The organism is Paeniglutamicibacter psychrophenolicus (assembly GCF_030812255.1).
Taxonomy (GTDB): domain Bacteria; phylum Actinomycetota; class Actinomycetes; order Actinomycetales; family Micrococcaceae; genus Paeniglutamicibacter; species Paeniglutamicibacter psychrophenolicus_A.
Genome location: NZ_JAUSSH010000003.1, coordinates 12,677 through 33,443, shown reverse-complemented (window position 1 = coordinate 33,443; position 20,767 = coordinate 12,677). Strand labels below are relative to the sequence as shown.

Sequence of the window (20,767 nt, the reverse complement as noted above, 5' to 3'; positions counted from 1 at the left end):
CGTTCGGCCAGCGACTTTAGACCATGACTTCGGTTTATGCGCGCGGATGGGCCTTTTGGTAGCTGTCCTTGAGCCGCTCCACGGACACCTGGGTGTAAAGCTGCGTGGTGGCCAGCGAGGAATGCCCCAGGATCTCCTGCACGGCACGCAGATCCGCTCCCCGATCCAACAGGTGGGTTGCCGCGCTGTGGCGCAGTGCGTGTGGCCCGCGCGCGGCGGTGTCCCCCAGCGCCGCGAGCGCGTCTGAGACCACCTGGCGGGCCTGGCGGGCATCGAGCCGCTTCCCGCGACGACCCAGCAGCAGCGCACGGGCGGAGCCATCGGTGCGCAAGACCGGTCGGCCACGGCGCAGCCAGTCATCGAGGGCATTCAACGCCGGCTGGCCGAACGGGACGGTGCGTTCCTTGTTGCCCTTGCCGATGACCCGCAGCGTCCGCCGGTCCAGGTCGATGTCGCCGATATCCAGCGACACCAGCTCCCCCACGCGGATGGCGGTGGCATAGAGCAGTTCCAGGATGAGCTTGTCGCGGTCGGCGAGCGCGAGCTGTTCGGCGGTGGGCTCCGGGGTCTTGTCGTCAGGGGTGCCGGGTGATTGGGACGTGGGCTTGAAGATCCGTTCGATCTGGTTGTTTTGCAGGATGTGCGGGAGGCGTTGTTCGCGCTTGGGTGACTGGAGGCGGATGGCCGGGTTGGTGGTGATGAGGTTTTCGCGTACTGCCCAGGCGAGGAAGCTGCGGATGGTGGCGGAGCGTCGGGCGAGGGTGGCGCGGGAGAGGCCGGATTCCTGGAGTGTCATGAGCCAGCCGCGCAGCAGTGTGAGGTCGAGGCCCGCCATGTTGGTGGCGCCGCGTTTGGTGGCATAGGCGTAGAGGTTGGTGATGTCACCACCGTAGGCGCGCAGGGTGTGTTCGCTGCGTTCGCGCTCCAGGGCCATGTGTCTCAGGAAGCCGTCGTGGGCTTCCTGGAGCTCGGCCGGGAGGGGCGGGGCTTCGGTTTTTCGTTCGATTGGCTCTGGCACGTCTCTACTGTCTCCCGTGCGGGGCCCGGGGCAATGGTGCCACGCCGGTTGGTCGGTGCGTGGTGGTGCTCAGTCCGGCTGGGGGGCTCCGCGTTGGGGTTCGCGTCCGTTGGGGAAGCGGCGTATCCATCCGTTGCCGGTGCGTTGGGCCAGCGAGCGGGCCGACAGGCGGGAGAGTCCCCCGAGGATCGATCCCATGCCCAGTCCGGCGACGATGGCCAGTTGGTCGGCGGTGCGCGGGATGCGGACGGGCAGGGCGTCGAGCAGGAGCAGGTCTTGGACGGGCAGTCCGTCGTAGTCCCTGCGGTCCTCCGCTTCGGTGGTGCCGGAGTCCCGGGTTGCGGGGACGGGTGCCTGCGCGGGGAGGTTGAGTAGTTCGATGGCTTCTGCGGCGTCGGTGACAAGGGTTGCCGCGCCCTCGCGGATGAGACGGTGGCACCCGGCGGAGTTGGCGGAGAAGACGGAGCCGGGGACGGCTCCGACCTCGCGGCCCATTTCGGCCGCGTGGTGTGCGGTGCTCAGTGCCCCGGAGCGCCAGCGGGCTTCGGAGACGATGGTTGCGGCGCACAGGGCGGCAATCATCCTGTTGCGTTGCAAGAACCTCCAGCGGCTGGGGGTTGCCCCGGGTGCCACCTCGGCGAGGAGCAGGCCCCGGCGGTGGACGGCCTTGAGAAGGTCTTCGTTCCCCACGGGGTAGAAGCGGTTCAGTCCCCCCGCCATGACGGCAATGGTTGGGGGCGTGGCGGGCTGGCCCGGGGACTGGTTGGTGGGCGGGTCTTCGGCGAGCGCGGCTTGGTGGGCCTGGGCGTCTATGCCGTAGGCGCCGCCGGAGACGATGCAGATGCCGTGTGCGCGCAGCCCGTGGACGAGTTCCGCGGTGACGGTGCGTCCGTACTCGGTGGCGTCGCGTGATCCGACGATGGCGACCAGGCGGGAGGTTTCGCGCAGGATGGCCAGGTCCCCTTCTCCCCGGTACCACAGGGCCAGCGGTGCGGCGAGGCCGAGGGCTTCGAAGCCGGTGGGCCAGTGGGGGTCGTTCGGGGCGATGAGCCCTCCCCCGAGGTGGGCCATGAGCTTGAGGTCCGCTTCGGGGTCGGCGAGCGCCGCGCGTGGGCGCCAGCGTTCGAGTCCGGCGTCCAGGCGCAGGGCGGAGCGGGAGGCTCCGTGGGCGTCGAGCAGTTCTGCGACTTGTTGCTGTTCGCTGGCCGGGGCGGGTCCGGCATGGTCTTGGATGAGCCGGTAGGCGTCGATGGCTCCGGCTACCTGCACCAGGGCGGCTCCGGTTTGGTCGTTTGGTTCGATGATGTGGGTGAGGCCGGCTCGCGCCAGGACCTCCGGGTCGGTGTTGTCCATGTCGGCGTTGCTTCCCGCTGGTGTGGTGGCGTCCTCCCGGGCGTTGCGCCGTGCCCTTTCCGCTCGTGTTCGGGCAGGGGCCGGGAGGGTCTTGGTGTTCCCCCATGGTGCGGTGGACTGCTGCCGGTGGTTCGGGCGGGGATCGCGGCGTGTGGACGGGGCGCGGGCACACGGCCTTGCCGGTTGTGGGGGCAAGTGTGTCTCGCGTGCCGGTGATCGTCACTCGGCGGCGTCTGGGCGCTCCCGGAAGGGAACAAATGTTGCTTGTGGGAGAGCAAATAGGTAACGATGGGTTCAACGTCCATACCGACGGCCACGAGCTTTCGGGGGCGATCGCCGGTCCGAACAACTGAAACGAAACTAGGCACCACACATGAGAAAACAGAAGCTTCCCCTGATTGCAGCCCTGTCCGTCGTGGCCGGTTCGCTGATCCTGTCCGGGTGCTCCAATCCCACCGCGGCTCCTTCCCCCAGCGATACGGCAAGCGGCGGCACCCTGACGGTGTCCTCGGCGAACTTCACCGAATCCGAGATCATCGGCAACCTCTATGCCGAGGCGCTGAAGGACGCGGGCTTCACCGTGGAAACGAAGTTCAACATCGGGACCCGCGAGGCCTACATCCCGGCGCTGTCCGACGGTTCGATCGATGTGATCCCGGACTACACCGGGAACCTTTTGCTCTTCCTGGACAAGAACGCCGACGTGTCTTCGCCGGACTCGATCCTTTCAGCCCTTCCGGCGGCGCTGGCCACCAAGAAGCTGGCCATGCTCACCGCGGCCTCCGCCGAGGACAAGGACGCGGTCGTTGTCACCCGGGCCACGGCCGAGAAGTGGAACCTGAAGACGATCGAGGACCTGGTGCCGCACAACGACGAGGTCATCATGGCCGGTCCGCCCGAGTTCAAGGAACGGGCCGTGGGGCTGCCGGGGCTGGAGAAGAACTACGGGTTCGCCCCGGTGAAGTTCGAACCGATTTCCGATGGCGGCGGCCCGGCAACCGTGAAGGCACTGCTTGACGGGAAGGTGACCGCGGCGAACATCTTCACCACGTCCACCGAGATCCCGGCCAACGACCTGGTGGTCCTCGAGGACCCCAAGAACAACTTCCCGGCCCAGCAGGTCGTCCCGGTCGCCGCGGAGGGCAAGCTCGACGACAAGGCCGTTGCGGCGATCGATGCGATCTCCGCGAAGCTCAGCACCGAGGAACTGATCAAGCTCAACGGACAGGTCTCCGGGGACGCGAAGGTCGAGCCGAAGCAGGCGGCCATCACGTGGCTCACCGAGCAGGGTTTGCTGGGCAAATAGCGCGGGATTCCGCCCAAAAACAACCGAATTAGAACGCATGTTCGATTCGGGGATGGGTGGGCTTGCCCGCCGGTGGGCCACACCCATCCCCGACCGGATTTTCGCGCCGCACCGCCACGACAAGGACCCCAAGAGACCGCAATGATCACCTTCGAATCAGTGTCCAAGCTCTACCCGGGCGGCACCCAGGCGGTCACCGACCTGGACCTGCAGATCGCCACCGGCTCCTTCACGGTGCTGGTGGGCCCCAGCGGCTGCGGCAAGACCACCTCGATGAGGATGATCAACCGCATGGTCGCACCGACCGGCGGCCGGGTCCTCATCGACGGGCAGGACGTGGCGGACATCCGTGCCGTCACCCTGCGTCTGGGGATCGGCTACGTGCTGCAAAACGCCGGGCTCTTCCCGCACCGCACGGTGCTGGACAACATCGCCACCGTCCAACGCCTGCTGGGCCTGTCCAAGGCCCAGGCCCGCACCAAGGCCCACGAGGCCATGGAACGGGTCGGGCTGGACGCCTCCCTGGCCACCCGGTACCCGGCACAGCTCTCCGGCGGACAGCAGCAACGCGTCGGGGTCGCCCGCGCGCTGGCCGCCGACCCGCCGATCCTGCTCATGGACGAACCCTTTTCCGCGGTGGACCCGATCGTGCGCCTGGAACTGCAGCAGGAGGTCGCCCACCTGCAGGCCGAAATCAAGAAAACCATCGTGATGGTCACCCACGACATCGACGAGGCCCTGACCCTCGGGGACCGCATCGCGGTGCTGGCCCCCGGCGGGGTGCTACACCAATACGCCGCCCCGATCGACATCCTCGCCCGGCCTGCCACCGACTTCGTCGCCTCGCTGGTTGCCAAGGACCGCGGGTTCCGCACCCTGTCCTTCGAGACGCTCACCGGCCTGGGCACCACCACCCTTCCGGCATCGGGCCCCGGGGGCCTCATCGACATGTCCGCGCTGTCCCCGGGATGGAGCGTGCAGGTCAACCGCGATTCCGGCACCGCCGCCTGGATCGACGCCGACGGGGCCGTGTTCGGCCCGCACCCGCTGGTGCCGGCGGATGCCTCCCTGCGCACCGGGCTGGACGCGGTGCTGGCCTCCCCGACCTCAGCGGCCCTGCTGGTGGATGGTACCGGGAACATCGGATCCTACTTCACCCTGGCGGACCTGGGGCCGCTGCTGCGTCCCAACGAACAGGCCCGCGCATGAACTGGCTGCTGGACAACCTCCCGCAGGCTCTGGGGCTGACCGTTGAGCACCTGTACCTGAGCCTGGTCCCCACCCTCGTCGGGGTCGTGGTGGCCCTGGGGCTCGGGTTGGCCTTCGGGAACCGGCCGCGCGCCCGGGCGATCATCACCGCGGTGGCCAGCGCGATCTTCACCATCCCCTCGCTGGCGCTGTTCGTGGTGATCCCCTCGATCATCGGCACCCAGATCCTGGATCCGCTCAACGTGGTCCTTGCCCTGGCCCTGTACTCCACCTCGCTGTTGGTGCGCACCGTGTTCGACGCGCTGGACGCCGTGGCCCCGGAGGTGCTTAATGCCGCCGAGGCCCTGGGCTACTCCCACGCGAGGCGCCGGATCTTCGTGGACCTGCCCCTGGCCGTGGCCCCGCTGGCCGCCGGCACCCGGGTCGCCGCGGTGACCAACGTGTCGCTGGTGTCGGTGGGTGCGGTGATCGGCGTGGGCGGACTGGGCCAACTCTTTGTCTCGGGCTACCAGCGCAACTACCCGGACCAGATCCTGGCCGGAATCATCGTGATCCTGCTTGTGGCCCTGGTCTTTGACCGGGTCATCGCGGTCACCGCCCGGCTGCTGACCCCCTGGCTGCACCAGGGTGCTTCGGCGGCTTCCGGGGACGGCAAACGCCGCCGCACCAGCCCGGCACCCGCCGCACCGGCACCGCAAGGGCTGGCCGCATCCGGGCGGGAGGCCAAATGATCAACGAAATGCTGGCCTACTTCGCCCAGGGCGCCAACTGGGCCGGGGAGGCCGGGATCCCGGCCCGGCTCGGCGAGCACCTCTGGTACTCGTTCCTGGCCGTTGCAGCCGCCGCGGTGCTCGCGTTCCCCGTCGGCGTGTTCATCGGGCACACCGGGGTGGGCAGGGTCTACCTGGTGTCGGCCTCCAACGTGCTGCGCGCGCTGCCCTCGCTGGGCATCATGACGCTGCTGGTGCTCCTGATGGGCATCGGGCTGCTGCCGCCGCTGGCCGCGCTGGTGCTGATCGCGATCCCGCCGATCCTGGCCGGGGTCTACGCCGGGGTCGCCAACGTCGATCCCGAGGTGGTGGACGCCGCCCGGGCCATCGGCATGAAGGACTCCCGGATCATCCTGCAGGTCGAGCTGCCGCTGGCGCTGCCGCTGATCCTGGGCGGGCTGCGCGGGGCGATCCTGCAGGTGGTGGCCACCGCCACGATCGCCGCCTACGTGAACCTGGGCGGGCTGGGCCGCTACATCTTCGACGGGCTCGCGCTCTACGACTACGGCCAGGTGCTGGTCGGCGCGGTGCTGGTCACCGCGCTGGCGCTGGTGCTTGACGGGTTGCTGGCCTTGCTGGTCAAGGCCGTGTCCCCGGCCCGGCGCGCGATCGCCAGGTAGCGCCTGCACCCTTCGGCGAGCGCGGTCGCGAACCACAGAACCCCTGTGTCTTTGTCGGGATCCAGGGAAACCGCCTGAAACTCCTGTCACATGCAACCCACGACGCCCAGGAGCCAGATGTCGTCCTGCGCAGTTGCACCCGCGCGGACACGGAATTCTTTGCGCGCATGGTCACGGATGGACACGTCACGCGTTTTGTGGGCGAGGGCCGCCCCTGGGACAGCGGGCTGATCGCCGCGCAGGTTGATTCCGCGTTGGGTGGGTTGCCGACGGGGCATCCCAAGGCCACGCGCTGGTTCATTGCCGCCCTAGGTGATGAGCCCGCCGGCCTGGTCGTCTCTTCCCGCCGCGAAGGGGCTGTCGAAATCGGTTATTGGTTGGCACCCGGTTATTGGTTGGCATCCGGGCATTGGGGCAGGGGCTTGGCCCGGCGGATGGTGGTTTTGGCGGTCCCCGCCGTTTGGGCTGCATACGGTCCGGTGCCGCTTTCCGCGCGGGTCGACCCGGCGAACCAGGCTTCCGTCAGCATCTTGACGCGCCAGGGCTTCCGCGCTGACGGGGTGGCGCCAGAGGGCCTGGACGTATATGGGCTTGAGCACCATTCCCCATGTAACGGTCTTGAACAGTTGTTGCCCGGGCCAGGGTGCGTTCAACCGGAATGAGAGCCTCGGGGAGCGCGGAGGCGAAGACGGTGGCAGACTGTTGGCAGACGCCAGCCACGGGCACCACCCCTGCATCGGCTGGACACCGCTTCCCGAGAGGAAACCCGTGGCAGCCTCCATGGACCTGGAATACCCGTTCACCGGGCGCTGGCTCACCCAAAACAGCCCCGACAACCGCGTACCCAGCCATGGCACGACACTGTTCGCCACCTCGTACGCCATCGACTTCGTACCGGTCACCGACGCCGGGCGCACCGCACCGATCACATTCGCCGCCCTTCTGCGTCCCGAACCGCCCGGGAACTTTCCCGGCTTCGGACGCCCGCTGCTGGCACCCATTGGCGGAGTCGTCTTAGCCGCCCACGACACCATGCCCGACCACGCCGCATACCGCGGCCTGCCCTCGATCGGCTACGCGCTGACCCAGCAGCGCCGCGCCCGGGCCGGCTGGACGGCGCTGGCCGGGAACCACGTTTTGATCAAGAGCCGCGGCGGCGTGGTTGCCCTTTGCCACCTCCAACAAGACAGCATCGAAGTCCGCCCTGGCCAGCACGTCACCACCGGCCAGTTGCTCGGTCGCTGCGGAAACTCCGGCAACAGCACCGAACCCCACGTCCACATCCAAGCCATCGACATCCACGACGTCCATGCCGCCAAGGAGGTGCCCTTGACGTTCAGGTCGGCGCTGCCGCGCAACGGAGAGATCATCGAGATCCCCGGGTAGCGGTTACGAGGCCACGACGCAGCCGGGTTCAGCCCACATCCCCCTTGCCGTGCTGGCGCAGCTGGATTGCCACATCCACATCGTCCGCGGTGGGGCAGACGTGCTCATTCAAGTCCGCGATGGACCAGGCGATGCGCAGCACCCGGTCATATCCGCGGGCGCTCAGCCGCAGGGACTCGGTGGCCCGGTTCACCCCGGCCAGGGTGGCCGAAAGCAGGCGCAGCTCGTTGCGCAGGATCGATCCGGGCACCTCGGCATTGGTGGTGATCCCCCAGCGCTTGAGCCGGTCGCGGGCCGCGGCACGGGCCCCTGCCACCCGGGCGGCCACCGCCGCGGAGCGTTCCCCGGTACCGCGCCCGGCCAACTCCCGCGAGGACAGCTGCGGGACAAAGAGCTGCATGTCGATGCGGTCCAGCAACGGGCCGGAGAGGCGGGCCAGATAGCGGCGGCGCTGCATCGGGGTGCAGGTGCACTCGGTCCCCTTGCCCAGGTTGCGCCCGCAGGGACACGGGTTGGCCGCCAGCAGCAGCTGGAAGCGCGCCGGGTAGCTGGCGGTGCCCGCCGCCCGGTGCAGCGTCAGCACCCCGGATTCCAGGGGCTGGCGCAGCGCGTCCAGGGCCGTGGCCGAGAACTCGGGCGCTTCGTCCAGGAAAAGCACGCCCCGATGCGCCCGGGAGGCGGCCCCGGGGCGCGGGATGCCGCTGCCGCCGCCGATGAGCGCGACCATGGAGGCGCTGTGGTGCGGGGACTCGAAGGGCGGGCGGCGCAGCAGCGAGGTGATGGGCATCCCCCCTGCCGCCAGCGAGTGCACGGCCGTGGTTTCCAGCGCCTGGCCATCGTCGAGGTCGGGAAGCAGCCCGGGCAGGCGTTGGGCGAGCATGGTCTTCCCCGCCCCTGGAGGCCCGGTGAACAACAGGTGGTGTCCTCCGGCCGCCGCGACCTCCAGGGCGTACTTGCCCTGGGCCTGCCCGAGGACCTCGGACAGGTCCGGCTCGGGGCTGCCTGTTGCCGCCCATGCCGAGCTCTTGCGCGCGGGCGAATTGTGGCGCGCTCTGTAGCGCAGCGCGAGAGGGTCGGCGCCGCAGTCGGCCAGGACCTGGGACAGGTGCGCGTAGGAGCGCACGCGGGCCCCCGCCACCAGCCGCGCCTCCGCGCTGTTCTCCTCGGCGACCACCACCGCCGGGCAGCCCGCGCGCACCGCGGCCATGACGGCGGGAAGGACCCCGGGGATCGGGCGCAGGGATCCGTCGAGCCCGAGCTCGGCCAGGTAGACGACGCCCGGGGCCGGGGTGATGGCCCGGTCCGCGGCCAGTGCCGCCAGCAGGATCGCCAGATCGAATCCGGAACCGCGCTTGTGCAACGTGGCTGGGGTCAGGTTCACCGTCAGCCGGCGGTTGGGCAGCGGGATGCCGGAGTTGCGGGCCGCGGAGCGGATGCGCTCACGAGATTCGTTCAATGCGGCATCGGGCAGCCCCAGCAGGATGAAGCCGGGGATGCCGTTGCCGACATCCGCCTCCACCTCGATGAGCGCACCGGACAGGCCAGTGAGCCCGATGCCCAGGGTTCGGGCAAGGCTCATGACTCGACCCCCACCAAATGCTCGATGCTTGGCTGCGCACCCGGCGGCATGAGGATCGCCACCACGTCCACCCGCACGGCTCCCGGGTTGCGCCGGTGGGTCACGCACCAGCGCCGCACCAGGCGCGAGAGCCTGCGCAGCTTGGCCGGGTTCACCGCCTCGGCCGGGTGCCCGAAGCCCATGGAGCTGCGGGTCTTGACCTCCACGCCGACGATGCTGCCGTCCGCCTCGGCGACGATGTCCAGCTCGCCGAGGTTGCAGCGCCAGTTGCGTTCCAGCACCTGGTAGCCGGCGTTGAGCAGGTAGCTGGCGGCAAGTTCCTCACCTTTGGCACCGAGTTCCTGGTTGTGGTTCATGGGCACACTCCTGGGTCATCCGGCCGCTGTCCCCCGGGCGTTGCCCGGGGTTGCTGGCCGGTTGGTTCCAAGGATGCACCGGGCCGGTCGGCGAGCGCCGGGATGCGGGCAGAAGTGTGGATAACCACTGGAAAGGACCCCGGCGGGCGCCGGGCCCAGGAAAGGGGAAACCGAGCGCGGAGGTTCCGGCCGAATGGACCTGGGCCTGGGCCATCCGAAGCAGGTGTCCGTCGATCTCGAATTCGACCTCGCGCGGGAGGTCGGTGCCGCGCAGGCACAGCACCAGGGAGCCGGCCCCGAAGGCGCCCGGCACCCGGTATTCGAGGCGGGCGTAACTGGCGTTGCGGTCCTCCGATGTTTCCCCGGTGACCGGGCCGAGGACCGATTCGGTCCCGTCGGGGTCGATGGCCACCGGTTCCCCTTCCCCTGTCTGGTAGGAGTCCATCAACGCCCGGCGGTAGGCCAGCTGCTCCTCGGCGGGCAGGCGGCGGAACACGCGGTCAAGGACCAGCACGGCGCCGATGCAGTGGACGCGGGCCTCACGCAAGGACAGCCGGTGCCGCTGGTCCCGGTAAAGCACCCGGTTGAAGGCGAGCACGAAGGGCACCTCGGTTGCGGGGATCGGATCGAGCGGGGAACCGGGGTTCATGTTCCCGGTTCCCGGGGCCCGAAGGTGCGGATGCGTTGTGCCGCCTCGCGCAGCGCGGAGGTCTCCAAGCGGAAGCGGACCTCGAGCGGTTCGGCAGTGCCGTCGTGCCCGATCGCGTCGTGGACGGTGAGGGTCCCGGCCAGTTCCGCGGCCTGCGGTGCGGGATGGATCCAGAATTGGTGGTTCACCGTGTAGCAGTGCGGCCCCACGTTCCCGTCGGCCCGGTGTGGCGCACAGGGCTGTGGCGCGCCGGTGGCCGCATCGCGAAGCCCCAAGGAGATCTCGACGTTCCCGTGCTGTTCGTTGCTGCGCCGGAACCAGATCAACCCGTCCTCGCGCACCCCGCGCACAATGACGCAGTCGATCATCAGCAGCACCCCGTTGCCGAAGACCTGCGCGGTGTCCAGCCGCAGGAACTCGGCCGGTGTGTGGTGGATGACTTGGTCCAGGACCACGGTGGCGCCAAGCTCGGTGGGGCGAGGCCAGTGCGTGTCGTCGGCATCCTCGGTGGACTCGTTGGCCGCAATAAGTTCCGCCCAGTCCTCCGGGGCGGTCAGCCCGTCCGGGAGGGACCGCTCCGGCTGCACCTCGGGCAGGCCCTCGCCGGTGTACACCTGGTGCGCGACCAGCAGCTCGTCAAGCGCCGCGTGGACGCCGCCGGAGGCCGCGAACAACTCGGGTGCCAGCTCGGGCCGGCGCAGGGCGTCGGAGATCCGTCCCTGTCGATCCTCCAATGCGTGGGCGTAGTCCAGCAGTGCCGCGTTCAGTGCCGGGATGGAAGCATCGAAGGCTCGCTTGCCGACCTCGGGATCGTGCTCGACGCCGCCGAGATCGAGCGACAGCGAACTGTCGTAGCCGTGTGAGCCGACGAGGAACCCGAAGTCCTCGCCTTCGGGTTCTTCCCCGTGCGCATCCCCCGGTTCGTTTGGGTCCTCGGGGTCGGGCGTGCCTGGCTGCTCGCTCATGATCGTGGGCGCTCCTTCGTTGCTCCCGGGCTACCCGCCGTAGGGCCAGGACCAGCCGCCATTGTCCTCGGGGTCGTAGGCCACCTTGCCCTTGGTCGCGTCCACGTCCAGGACGACCTTCCCGGTGACGCTTTGGCCGGGGTTGACCACCGGCGGCAACAGCACCGAATCGTCGAAGCAGCCCCAGGCCGTTTCCGAGGTGACGTTGCGGTCCGGAGTCCCGCTGGAGGTGGTCACCGAGAACGCCTCGGCCACCAGCGGCATGAACAGGTCCTTGGTGCTTCCGCCGACCTGTTCCGAGACCGAGGCGTCCAGGGTGGCTTTCACGTCCAGGACCAGGAACCGTGAGCGGGTCGGTGCCAGCTGCTGGTTGCCCACGCGCGAGGTGCAACTGGATAGCAACTGCGTCTTGGTGACCTCGAAGGTGAAGTAGCTCTTGTTGGTCTGCTCATCGACCAGGCCGGCCTTTTCGCCGATCTTCTTCTGCACGTTGTCGAACCTGTCGGTTTTCACCGCGGTACCGGTGGAAGGATTGGCCTCGGCAATCGCGGGGCCGGCCACCAGGTCGCCGGGGAGCTTCCATTCGGTGCTGCTGGCGGCACCGGCGAACCCGATGCCCCAGGCCACCAACCCCACGACCGCGGCGGATGAGACGACGCCGGTGATGATCTTGCCCTGCTTCTTCATGCTCAGAACCTCTTCAGGTAGTCGCCGGAAGTCACACGGATTCCGTTTTTGGTCAGGTAGGCGCCGATCTTCTTCGAGCCCAGATAGGCCCAGGACCTGTGGCCGTCCTTGTCGGTGACCAGCACGCGGTTGTAGTTCTGGTCGGCCAGCGGCTTGTTGGGGTCAAAGCGCTCCCACTTGTCCATGTTCACCACGGTCGTCCGGTAGCTGGCGGGCTTGATTTCCATCCGTTCGACAACCACCTTGTCGGAGGCGCTCTTGCTGGGGATGACGTAGGAGAGCCAGGTCTTGTTCGGCTGCAGATACATGCGGTGGGAAGCGATCGTCGTCTTGGTTTCCTTCGAGGTCTTGCCCTTGAGGATGTAGTACGCCGATTGCCCCTTGCGCAGGGTTCCGTAGACGGCGAAGGAATGCTGGCCTTCCTTGTCCAGGTATTGGTTGGAGATCCAGCCGGTGCCCTTGGACGAGACCACGTTCGACCAGCCGTTGGCGGTCTTGAGGTAGGTGACGCGCTCGTTGGCCGGGACCAGGCCCAGGGACTTGTGCGAGGTGCCCGACCCCTTGCGGATGTTGACCGGTGCCGTGGTCCAGCGGTAGGTGGCACGGGGTGTCGGGGGCTTGGCGGTGGTGGGGCCGATGGTGCTGTTGGACAGCGACGAGGTCGGCACCCAGCCGTTGCCGTTGCCCGTCCGGATGCCGGTCCACTGGCCGCTGGTGCGCAGCCATTCGACCTTGGCGCCCTTTTTCACCGAGGTGACCTTGGCCGATTTGTTGTTGGTGCCCGCGTACACGAACTGCGTCGATTTCAGCCAGCGGTTCACGATGGCGGGATTGGTCTTGGACAGGTGGGCGGAGTCGATGTAGCCGGTCTTTCCCGACACCCTGACCTTGCTCCAGGACCCGGAGGCCGCGAGGTGTTCGACCTTGGCACGGCGCTGATAGACCCCCAGCGATGCGCTGGTCTTCGATGCGCTCTTGCGCAGCGTGGTGAACCCGGTGGTGTAGCGATGCGTGGCGGCCTGTGGCTTGGGTGCCGGCTTCTTGGCCTCGGGGGCGTTCTTGAGGTAGCTGGAGGCCACCCAGCCGGTCTTGCCCTTGTACTTCGTCTGGCTCCAGGCGCCGCTGGTTGCGGTGACGGTGATGGTGGTGTTCTTCGGGATGGTCACCAACGCCTTGGTCTTGGTGCTCTTGCCCTGGCGCAGGTTGAGGTTGTTCTTGGTGATCTTCCTGGCGGAGGGCTTGGCCCTTGCCTGGGGATCGGACTTCTGGGCTGCAGGCTTCTTCGCGGCCGGGGCGTTCTTCAGGTACCGGGAGGCAACCCAACCGGTTTTGCCCTTGTACGCGGTCTTGCTCCAGGTGCCGATGGTCTCGGTGACGGTCAGGGCGGCGTTTTTCGGGATCACCAGCAGGACCTTGGCCTTGGCGCTGCGCGACTTGCGCAGGTTCAGGTTGTTGATGGTGGCCTTCTTCAGGTTCACCTTTTTCGCGGCGATGCCCAGTGGCGCACTGCCCATCGGTTCCAGCAGCCCCGGCATTGCCCAGGACGTTGTGGTTGCCGGAGCGAGGACCTGGCTGGTCGCCGGAGACATGAAACCGGTGCTGCTTCCCGTCACGGCGATGGCCAGTGCCAGCACGGCGGCGATTCTCTTCTTTTGCACTCGGATCCCCCATTGGTCCTGTTTTTGCCCGATGCCGCGCACGGCCGCGGTGGCGGCCCCGGCGACGGCACTAGATCAACCATACGTGCGACGAATGGACGATCTGCATTTGAACGCGATCGTTACGGTTCAATGTACTGACTATTGCGGCGCGTTGGTAGTGGCCAGAACCGCCAAGGCAAGATGCGAAGTTCTGCCATCAACTGTGCGGAACACCGAAAACGCACGGCGCACCGGCGGGATGCCGGGCCGCTTCCTCTCAGGCCCCCGGGGCGTGGTTCCCGAACCTGCGGATGCCGGCCACCGACTTGCGAAGCACGGCGGTGTCCAGCTCGAACCCGATGGCCAGCGGTGTGGTGCGCCCGTCGGCGGTGGGCGCGCCGTTGACCGTGAACGTTCCGGTGAGCAGGTCGGCATCCAGGGCGCGCGAAACCCAGAAGCGGTGGACCAGCCGGTAGCACCCGCTCTCCACGTTCCCCTCGCCCCCGTGCACCTCGGCGGGGTAGCCGGTCCCGGTGCCGGGGTCCCCCAGCTCCAGCCCGAGTTCGGCCGCACCGAGACTCTCGTGGCTGCGTCGGTGCCAACTGAGGGCGTCCTCGTGGGCGCCGCGCAGGTTCAGGTAGTCGAAGGACAACAGCACCCCGTTGCTGTGCACCGTCGCGGTGCCCAGGTGCAGCACCTCGTGCGCATCGTCGTGCAGCAACCTGCCCATCAGCACCGTGGCGCCCACTTCATCGAGCCGCGGCCCGAAGCGATCCCCTTCCTGGTCCCGGGCGAGCTCGTCCGCTTCGAGCATCCGGGCCCAGTCCTCCGGATCCCCGGGGTCGAACGGCACCTCGCGATACAGCGGGCCTTCCGGGAACGAGCGGCCGGTCCAGGCCCGGTGCCCCAGGCCCAGGTCCTCGAGTGCGTTGTGCACCGCGTCGGAGGCGCCCAACAACTCGGTGTCTTCATGCTCCGGGCCAAGGGCGGAGCCGAATTCCGGCTCGCGGGTCCCCAGCACCTGCAGGTAACCGTGCAGCGCGGTGTTCAGGCCGGAGATCGCGGATTCGAAGGCATGCTTGCCTGCCCGGGCGTCCGGGGCCCCGTCATCGAATTCGAAGGACAAGGCGCTGAGGAAGGGCAGCCCATTCCGGGTGCCGCCCGATATCCTGCCGAAGGAAACCGTCCCGGTTTCCTGTGCCCCCGCGTTTTCCCCGTCGGGGTTCTCGGTGCCTGGCTGCTCGTTCATGCGTGCTTCCTCGCTGTGGGGGCCCGGAACAATGTTTTGGTCGAGCGTAGCAGCGTCGCCGCGAACGACAATGCCCCCCCGAGTCCGGGCACAAAACGCGTGCGCGGCATCGGGGGCAGGTGGCGGTGCGGCCTAGTTCAGCCCGTCCTTGGGGATGGAGAGGTCATCGACGCGGTTCAGTTCCTCGATGTTCACGTCCTTGAAGGTCACGATGCGCACCGATTGGACGAAGCGGCCGGTGCGGTAGACGTCCCAGACCCAGGCGTCGGTGAGCGTGAGGTCGAAGAAGACCTCGCCGTCGGCCGAGCGGGTCTTGAGGTCCACGTTGTTGGCCAGGTAAAAACGCCGTTCGGTTTCCACGACGTAATTGAAGAGGTTCGCCACGTCCTTGTATTCGCGGTAGAGCTGCAGCTCGAGTTCCGCTTCGTAGTTTTCCAGGTCTTCGGCACTCATGGTGTTCTCCCCTCGCCCTTCGCCTTGGTGGTAGGTCCCGGCGACTTGGGTGTCAGCTGCCAGGTCTTGCGGTGGTACTCGCTCGCGCCGTGCGCGAGGATGCCCGCCCGGTGGGCGGCGGTGCCATACCCCTTGTTCTGTATCCAACCGTACGCCGGGTAATCGCGATCGTAACCATCCATGAGGTCGTCACGTTCGACTTTGGCCAAAATGGACGCCGCGGCGATGGACAGCGCCAGCAGGTCGCCCTTGACCAAGGTGCGGACGGGAATCAGCAGCCCGTCGATGTCCGCCGGTTCCCCGAATCCGGGCACCAGGGAATCGAGCAGCGTGGGTTGGACGGTGGCCGAGAGCCAGTCGAGGTTCCCGTCCAGCAGCACCGCGTCGGCCTGCTGCACCCGGTGCGCTGCGGTGGCGGCGCGGTACCCGGCCAGGCGCAGGGCCGGGACCAGGCCCAGGGCGTCGATTTCCGCGGCGCTGGCGTGCCCCACGCCCCAGGCCGCGGCCCAGGACTTGATCGCCGGGGCCAGTTCGTGGCGCACGGCGTCGGAGAGCAGCTTCGAATCCCGCACCCCGGGCAGCTCGGGAACCGCCGCGGGGTCGATCACGATATAGCCCACGGACACCGGTCCGGCCAGCGAACCGCGCCCCACCTCGTCGGCGGCGCCGATGAAGCGGTGCCCCCCGCCGGCGGCCAGGGCCAGTTCGTGTTCCAGGGTCGGGGCGGCCGGGCTCATTTGCTGGCCGGGGCCGGGATATTGGCGAAGACCTCGTGGTGACCGGAGATCGAACCGAGGCGGTCCAGCGGCCAGGAAATCACCGCGGCGCGCCCCTCGACCGAGGAGATGTCCACGAAGCCGCCCTGCAGCTCCTCGTGGTAGCGGGAGTCCGCGGAGGCCGCGCGGTGGTCCCCCATGACCCAGAGCTTGCCCTCGGGCACGGTCTTGGTGAACTCGGAGTCCGAGGGGTTGTCACCGTCGAAGATGTAGGTCTCGGTGATTGCCGTGCCGTTGACGGTCAGCTTCCCGTCGGCGGAACAGCAGGCCACGGTGTCCCCCGGCATGCCGATGATCCGCTTGATCAGGTGCTGGTTGGACGGGTCCGGCACCAGGCCGACGAAGGTGAAGAATTCGGTCACCGGGTTGGTGGCCGTGGCAGGGATCGGGGGCAGCCAGCCCTCCTCGTCGCGGAAGACCACCACGTCGCCGCGGTTGAGCTCGAAGGGGCCGGGAGCCATGAGGTTGGCAAAGATGCGGTCGTTGACCTGCAGGGTTTCTTCCATCGATCCCGAGGGGATGTAGAAGGCGCGGAAGAAGAACGTCTTGACGACCAGTGAGATCACCAGGGCGACCACGACGATGATCAAGACCTCGCGGACCGCTGCCCATACGGGATTTCTTTTTTTGCCCGGTTGCTCCGGTGTTGCGGCTGGGTCGCTGGCGTGGCTCACGTGGGTGCAGGCCCTTTCAAGTTCTTGTCTCTGGCAATGCGGGCCGCACCCGAGCCCGACCGCCCCTTCAGGCAGGCGGAAACGAATCACGGTCCCTCAGCTACCACCCTACGTCGCACGGCCAGTGGGAGCCGTATGGCGCGCCTGCGGATGCCGCAAGGCGCGCCACACACCATGGTGCGGCCTAGTTGGTGCTCGCCGCCGGGGAAGCCGGGCCGGCCGATTCCTCGAAGACCAGCGAGATGCCGCCGGTGACATCGGCGGCGGCCAGGCCCTTTTTGACGGTTTCGAGCTGGGACGGGTCCACGGCCAGGGTGATCGATCCGTTGCGCCCGGAGGGGACGTAGCGGTGGATGGCGGTGGCGACGGTTCCGCCCTGCTCGCGCTGCCACGCCATGATCTTACCGATCGCGGCGTCGAGTTCGGCCGCGTTGTACTTGGCCAAGTGCGCCACCGCGCCGGCCTCGGTGACCGTGGCCTCGGCGGCCTTGTCGGTGACCGCAACGTGCAGCTTGTTGTCGGCGATCCACGCCTCGGAGTACTTGTCCCCCAGGGTGTCCTTGAGGGTTTCATTGAGTTGAAGCAATTGGGGGTCCTGGCTCTGCTCGGGCGCGCTGCTGACGGATGCCGGACCTGTCGGGTCGGACGAGGCCGGGGCACCGGCCTCGTACCCGCAGGCCGAAAGCAGCAGCGCCGCAGCCAATGCGGCCCCGCCCAGGGCAACGCGTGTCGTGGGGTTCTTCATGTGTGATGACCACCTTCTTCTTCGGGCCGAGTCTAGGGGCCCATCTGGGGTGTTTGCTGACAGGCTCGTGGGAAAAGCGGCGGGGGCCTCCCAGGGAATTGCAAGCAATTCCGCGAAAGGCCCCCGCGCTCACGGGTCCCGGCTAGCCGAGAACCAAGTGGTTAGGCACCGTGGTGCCCCTTGGTGTTCTTGCGGCGGAAGAGCAGGAACGCTCCGCCTGCGACCAGCAGGACGCCGCCGGTGGCGATGAACGGCAGTGCGGCGTTCGGGCCGGTGTTGGCCAACGGGTCGCTGTCGTTGTCATCGTCGTTGGTGTTGCCCTGCGGGGCTACCGGTGCCTTGGAAGGCTCCGGATCCTGGCTGGGCCTCGGCGACGCGGTCGGGGCCTCGGAAGGCTCCGGCGATGCGGTCGGCTCCTCGGTCGGCTCCGGCTTCGGCTCGGCTGCCAGGGTGAAGGAGATCGATGTGGATGCCGAGGCAACCTCGTCGATGACCTGCACTGCGGTGACCTTGTGGTCGCCGGACTTGAGGTCGGCCGGAACCAGGACGGTCCAGGCGCCGTCGGCAACCGTTGCGGTCAGCTCGGCGTCGCCGATTGTCACCTTGATGGTGGCACCGTTGATGCCGAAGCCGCTGATGGTCTTCGGGGCCTTGTCGAAGGCGAACTTCTGGCCATCGGTCGGCGAATCGATCGACGGGGCGACCGGGACCACCTTGAAGCTGGACTTGGCGGCGACCGAGGTGGTTTCCCCGACGCTCTGCACGGCGGTGACGCTGTGCGACCCGTAGGACAGGGCAGCATCGTCTTCCAGCGTGAAGCTCCACTTGCCGTCGTCGCCGACGGTGACCAACTGCGTGGCAGCCGCGGGGGCCTGTTCGGCATCGGGCAGGGTCAACTTGACCTCGGCGCCGGCGACGCCGGTACCGGCAACCACCTTCTGTGCCTCGGTGTAGGTCTTGCCGTTGGCCGGGGTGGTGATGGCCGGTGCGTCAAGCTGGATCTTGAAGGCGCTGGTGACTGCCTTCGAGGTCTGGCCGTCGCGCGCCTGGGTGGCGGAGATCGAGTGTTCGCCGTAGGACAGTGCCTCGGTGAGCTTGACGCTCCAGGTGCCGTCGGCCGCGACCTTGGCGGTGCCGGTGGCATCGCCGGTGAGGGTCACGGTGGCTCCGGCAACGCCGGTGCCCGAGATGGTGGACACCGGTGCGTTGAGCGTGGCGTCGTTCTTTGGGGTGGTGATGGCCGGGGCGCCGATGACGACGTTGAACGATCCTGCGGTGATCGTGGACTCGTTGAAGCCGTTGATCGTCTGCAGCGTGAAGTCGAACTTGCCAAACTTGGCCGGCGCCTTGAAGGTGAACTTGCCGTTGGCAACCTTGGCGGAAATGTCGTCCTGGCCGGCCGACTTGATTAGCACTGTCGAACCGGTCGGTGCGCCTGCCACGGTGCCGTTAAGGGTTTCACCCGCGGAGACGTTCGAGCCGCTTGCCGGAGTGGAAACGGCAGGTGCGTTCAGGAACAGCGCGATGGAGTAGCCGGCGGCGTGCGCCAGTCCATCCTTGATGTCGGTGAAGTATGCACGTCCCCCGTCATATGGGGAGACAGCGCTGGTTATACCGACTGCCTTGTTGCCCGCGATAACGGATCCGCCCGAGTCACCCTGGAAAGCCTTTTCGCTTCCACCTGGGTTCACCATGCCGAAACCACGAACACCGCGAACATCATTGTTGAATCCACCCACTAGGAAGATTCCGACTTCATCCACAGTTCCGCACGTCCAGCCGGTAGTACGGCCAGACTTGCAAATATTGGTCCCGTCGACAGCCGTTGACACTCCGGTTACCCTGGTGCCGGAATCCCGTTCGTCAGCACCCTTCCAGTCGGAAACCATGGCCTTCAGGTTCAGATCCTTATTGATCTTGTCGATGACCGAGATATCGGTACCGACATTGCCCGGATCCTGTGCCTGTGGATCATTAACCGGTGAGTCATCGACACCACCGAACTGCGAAAAACCGAATGTGCCAAGGTCAGCACCAATCGCGATCGGATTGTTCTTTCCGTCGTGTTCGATGATCTTCACATCGGTGATATCACCGTCGTGGCTGCAGTGACCGGCGGAAATAACTGCCGGCGCACCGGCTGCGTTGAACCCATTGAACCCGATTGAGCACAAAGAAACCTCAGTCGGGCTCGTTTGTGCTCCATAGCCTATGCCGCCCAACACGTCGTTGTCTGCTGCAGCCTTTGCCGGACCTTCTACGCTCTCAATGGTGACCTTGGTGTACTTCGATGCGAATTGCTCCGGTGTGAGCTTCGCGTTCTTGAACTGAACATCTTCGGCGCCGGCGCTTTCCTTCGCCTTGCCGTCATCCAGCTTCGCAGCACCACCGGTCCGGATGACGTAATTGCCGTCGCCGTCCTTCATGATTGCCTGAAGTTTCGAAACCGTCTTTGAATCGACGCTGTCTACGTAGGCCTGAAAGAGTGATTCCGCGCTCTTCGGCCTGACCTTTGCCTCCGTTTTAGGCAAGACCGGTTCAACGCTCTCCTGGTACTTAGGCGTCTCAGCAACTTCTTTTTTCATCTGAGACTGAACATCGCTGGTTTCGGGAGCGCCCGTGGCTTCGACCTTTTCGGGAGCCACGGATGCTTCGATCTCGGGTTCGGCCACGATGTTGAGTTCAACGTCGGTGCCCTTGGTCAGCTCGTCGAGCTTCTTGGTGACGTCTTTAAGTGACGCCGACGTCACAGTGACGTTGATCTTGTTCTCAGCAATTGCAAAGTCAGCAACAAGCTTTGACTGCTTCAATTCCTTGGTGAGCGAATCAACAACCGCGCTCAGCTCACCGTTCTTGTAGAACTCTTCGATGGTGATGCCGAGATCGCGTTCAACGGCTTCTTCCAGACCGCTTGGTAGCGCCGCCTGATTCGCGTCCGTTGACGCTTCGGTGGTGGGGGCCGCCGAAGTTTCCGTGGATACAGGTTCGGGGCTTGCCGTGGTGGTGGCGATTGCCGGCGCAGCGAAGCTGCTGCCGATCACCAACGCCGTGGTCGCGGCGGCGATGCTGCCCCGCTTTAGTAGAGCACGTGATGAATCGTGCATATGGAATTCTCCCAATTCAAGGTGTGGTACCTCGCTTTTGTGTGCGCCGCGTCTGTCGTTGGGGACATCCGATTGGGCCTACCGCGAGCAATGAGTGTTACCAAAATGAAACCCTAACCTCTGTAGATATCCAGATCCAAACATCAAGAGGGCTAATCTCCACCCTTTGGATAATTTGACACATCAATCATTTTGGTGACATCCGCGTAATTCCGGGGCAGGGCTGGA

At 66.9% G+C, this 20,767-nt stretch carries 20 protein-coding genes; 6 read left to right on the top strand and 14 right to left on the bottom strand.

The window, feature by feature from the left end; translation table 11 throughout:
- Positions 1–34: 34 nt before the first annotated feature.
- Together J2T21_RS06300 and J2T21_RS06295 are read right to left on the bottom strand one after the other, a co-directional pair.
- The gene (locus tag J2T21_RS06300; RefSeq protein ID WP_307579628.1) at positions 35–1,018 is read right to left on the bottom strand and encodes a tyrosine recombinase XerC; all 984 of its coding nucleotides are present in this window, start codon (positions 1,016–1,018) and stop codon (positions 35–37) included.
- A 69-nt stretch (positions 1,019–1,087) separates the two neighbouring features.
- Positions 1,088–2,371, bottom strand: coding sequence for a DNA-processing protein DprA (locus tag J2T21_RS06295; RefSeq protein WP_307579626.1), 1,284 nt, complete (start codon positions 2,369–2,371; stop codon positions 1,088–1,090).
- Between the two features lie 373 nt (positions 2,372–2,744).
- Here J2T21_RS06295 and J2T21_RS06290 point away from each other — a divergent pair, with 373 nt between their 5' ends.
- The 6 genes from J2T21_RS06290 (at position 2,745) to J2T21_RS06270 (ending at position 7,662) form a co-directional block, all read left to right on the top strand.
- Positions 2,745–3,677: an ABC transporter substrate-binding protein gene (locus tag J2T21_RS06290; RefSeq protein WP_307579624.1), complete on the top strand. Its 933-nt coding sequence runs from the start codon at positions 2,745–2,747 to the stop codon at positions 3,675–3,677.
- A 141-nt stretch (positions 3,678–3,818) separates the two neighbouring features.
- Positions 3,819–4,886 (top strand): ABC transporter ATP-binding protein, encoded by a 1,068-nt coding sequence (locus J2T21_RS06285; protein ID WP_307579622.1) that lies wholly within the window; start codon positions 3,819–3,821, stop codon positions 4,884–4,886.
- A complete protein-coding gene (locus tag J2T21_RS06280; protein ID WP_307579620.1) occupies positions 4,883–5,617 on the top strand; it encodes an ABC transporter permease in 735 nt (244 codons plus the stop codon). The genes J2T21_RS06285 and J2T21_RS06280 overlap by 4 nt, the downstream gene beginning before the upstream one ends.
- The gene (locus J2T21_RS06275; protein ID WP_307579618.1) at positions 5,614–6,276 is read left to right on the top strand and encodes an ABC transporter permease; all 663 of its coding nucleotides are present in this window, start codon (positions 5,614–5,616) and stop codon (positions 6,274–6,276) included. The genes J2T21_RS06280 and J2T21_RS06275 overlap by 4 nt, the downstream gene beginning before the upstream one ends.
- A 59-nt stretch (positions 6,277–6,335) precedes the next feature.
- A complete protein-coding gene (locus J2T21_RS20840) occupies positions 6,336–6,938 on the top strand; it encodes a GNAT family N-acetyltransferase (protein WP_373457906.1) in 603 nt (200 codons plus the stop codon).
- Positions 6,939–7,044: 106 nt separating this feature from the next.
- On the top strand, positions 7,045–7,662 hold the full coding sequence (locus J2T21_RS06270; RefSeq protein WP_307579616.1) for a M23 family metallopeptidase: 618 nt from the start codon (positions 7,045–7,047) through the stop codon (positions 7,660–7,662).
- A gap of 28 nt (positions 7,663–7,690) precedes the next feature.
- Here J2T21_RS06270 and J2T21_RS06265 read toward each other — a convergent pair whose 3' ends face one another.
- The 12 genes from J2T21_RS06265 to J2T21_RS06210 form a co-directional block, all read right to left on the bottom strand.
- Complete coding sequence (locus J2T21_RS06265; protein WP_307579615.1) at positions 7,691–9,241, bottom strand: YifB family Mg chelatase-like AAA ATPase; 1,551 nt, start codon at positions 9,239–9,241, stop codon at positions 7,691–7,693.
- Positions 9,238–9,597: a YraN family protein gene (locus J2T21_RS06260; protein WP_307579613.1), complete on the bottom strand. Its 360-nt coding sequence runs from the start codon at positions 9,595–9,597 to the stop codon at positions 9,238–9,240. Before J2T21_RS06260 ends, J2T21_RS06265 begins: the two co-directional genes overlap by 4 nt.
- Complete coding sequence (locus J2T21_RS06255; RefSeq protein WP_307579611.1) at positions 9,563–10,246, bottom strand: hypothetical protein; 684 nt, start codon at positions 10,244–10,246, stop codon at positions 9,563–9,565. Before J2T21_RS06255 ends, J2T21_RS06260 begins: the two co-directional genes overlap by 35 nt.
- Positions 10,243–11,211: a hypothetical protein gene (locus J2T21_RS06250; protein WP_307579609.1), complete on the bottom strand. Its 969-nt coding sequence runs from the start codon at positions 11,209–11,211 to the stop codon at positions 10,243–10,245. Before J2T21_RS06250 ends, J2T21_RS06255 begins: the two co-directional genes overlap by 4 nt.
- A gap of 30 nt (positions 11,212–11,241) precedes the next feature.
- A complete protein-coding gene (locus J2T21_RS06245; RefSeq protein WP_307579607.1) occupies positions 11,242–11,898 on the bottom strand; it encodes a hypothetical protein in 657 nt (218 codons plus the stop codon).
- A 2-nt stretch (positions 11,899–11,900) separates the two neighbouring features.
- Positions 11,901–13,556: an SH3 domain-containing protein gene (locus J2T21_RS06240; protein ID WP_307579605.1), complete on the bottom strand. Its 1,656-nt coding sequence runs from the start codon at positions 13,554–13,556 to the stop codon at positions 11,901–11,903.
- A gap of 259 nt (positions 13,557–13,815) precedes the next feature.
- On the bottom strand, positions 13,816–14,787 hold the full coding sequence (locus tag J2T21_RS06235; RefSeq protein ID WP_307579603.1) for a hypothetical protein: 972 nt from the start codon (positions 14,785–14,787) through the stop codon (positions 13,816–13,818).
- A 132-nt stretch (positions 14,788–14,919) separates the two neighbouring features.
- Positions 14,920–15,240, bottom strand: coding sequence for a DUF2469 domain-containing protein (locus tag J2T21_RS06230; RefSeq protein WP_071215368.1), 321 nt, complete (start codon positions 15,238–15,240; stop codon positions 14,920–14,922).
- Complete coding sequence (locus tag J2T21_RS06225; RefSeq protein ID WP_307579601.1) at positions 15,237–15,977, bottom strand: ribonuclease HII; 741 nt, start codon at positions 15,975–15,977, stop codon at positions 15,237–15,239. Before J2T21_RS06225 ends, J2T21_RS06230 begins: the two co-directional genes overlap by 4 nt.
- Positions 15,974–16,690 carry a signal peptidase I gene (gene lepB, locus J2T21_RS06220; RefSeq protein WP_307579599.1) on the bottom strand — a complete coding sequence of 239 codons (717 nt, stop codon included), beginning with the start codon at positions 16,688–16,690 and terminating at the stop codon, positions 15,974–15,976. The genes J2T21_RS06225 and lepB overlap by 4 nt, the downstream gene beginning before the upstream one ends.
- A 184-nt stretch (positions 16,691–16,874) precedes the next feature.
- Positions 16,875–17,435, bottom strand: a complete 561-nt coding sequence (locus tag J2T21_RS06215; protein WP_307579597.1) for a hypothetical protein — start codon at positions 17,433–17,435, stop codon at positions 16,875–16,877.
- A gap of 161 nt (positions 17,436–17,596) precedes the next feature.
- Entirely contained in the window at positions 17,597–20,539 is a 2,943-nt protein-coding gene (locus J2T21_RS06210) for an Ig-like domain-containing protein (protein WP_307579594.1), read from the bottom strand.
- Positions 20,540–20,767: the final 228 nt, after the last annotated feature.

Coding starts and splice junctions, on each gene's coding strand:
- J2T21_RS06280 (WP_307579620.1), top strand. CDS start 4,883: ATGAACTGGCTGCTGGACAACCTCCCGCAGGCTCTGGGGCTGACCGTT.
- J2T21_RS06275 (WP_307579618.1), top strand. CDS start 5,614: ATGATCAACGAAATGCTGGCCTACTTCGCCCAGGGCGCCAACTGGGCC.
- J2T21_RS06245 (WP_307579607.1), bottom strand. CDS start 11,898: ATGAAGAAGCAGGGCAAGATCATCACCGGCGTCGTCTCATCCGCCGCG.
- J2T21_RS06225 (WP_307579601.1), bottom strand. CDS start 15,977: ATGAGCCCGGCCGCCCCGACCCTGGAACACGAACTGGCCCTGGCCGCC.
- J2T21_RS06265 (WP_307579615.1), bottom strand. CDS start 9,241: ATGAGCCTTGCCCGAACCCTGGGCATCGGGCTCACTGGCCTGTCCGGT.
- J2T21_RS06285 (WP_307579622.1), top strand. CDS start 3,819: ATGATCACCTTCGAATCAGTGTCCAAGCTCTACCCGGGCGGCACCCAG.
- J2T21_RS06235 (WP_307579603.1), bottom strand. CDS start 14,787: ATGAACGAGCAGCCAGGCACCGAGAACCCCGACGGGGAAAACGCGGGG.
- J2T21_RS06295 (WP_307579626.1), bottom strand. CDS start 2,371: ATGGACAACACCGACCCGGAGGTCCTGGCGCGAGCCGGCCTCACCCAC.
- J2T21_RS06260 (WP_307579613.1), bottom strand. CDS start 9,597: ATGAACCACAACCAGGAACTCGGTGCCAAAGGTGAGGAACTTGCCGCC.
- J2T21_RS06230 (WP_071215368.1), bottom strand. CDS start 15,240: ATGAGTGCCGAAGACCTGGAAAACTACGAAGCGGAACTCGAGCTGCAG.
- J2T21_RS06215 (WP_307579597.1), bottom strand. CDS start 17,435: ATGAAGAACCCCACGACACGCGTTGCCCTGGGCGGGGCCGCATTGGCT.
- J2T21_RS06290 (WP_307579624.1), top strand. CDS start 2,745: ATGAGAAAACAGAAGCTTCCCCTGATTGCAGCCCTGTCCGTCGTGGCC.
- J2T21_RS06210 (WP_307579594.1), bottom strand. CDS start 20,539: ATGCACGATTCATCACGTGCTCTACTAAAGCGGGGCAGCATCGCCGCC.
- J2T21_RS06255 (WP_307579611.1), bottom strand. CDS start 10,246: ATGAACCCCGGTTCCCCGCTCGATCCGATCCCCGCAACCGAGGTGCCC.
- J2T21_RS06250 (WP_307579609.1), bottom strand. CDS start 11,211: ATGAGCGAGCAGCCAGGCACGCCCGACCCCGAGGACCCAAACGAACCG.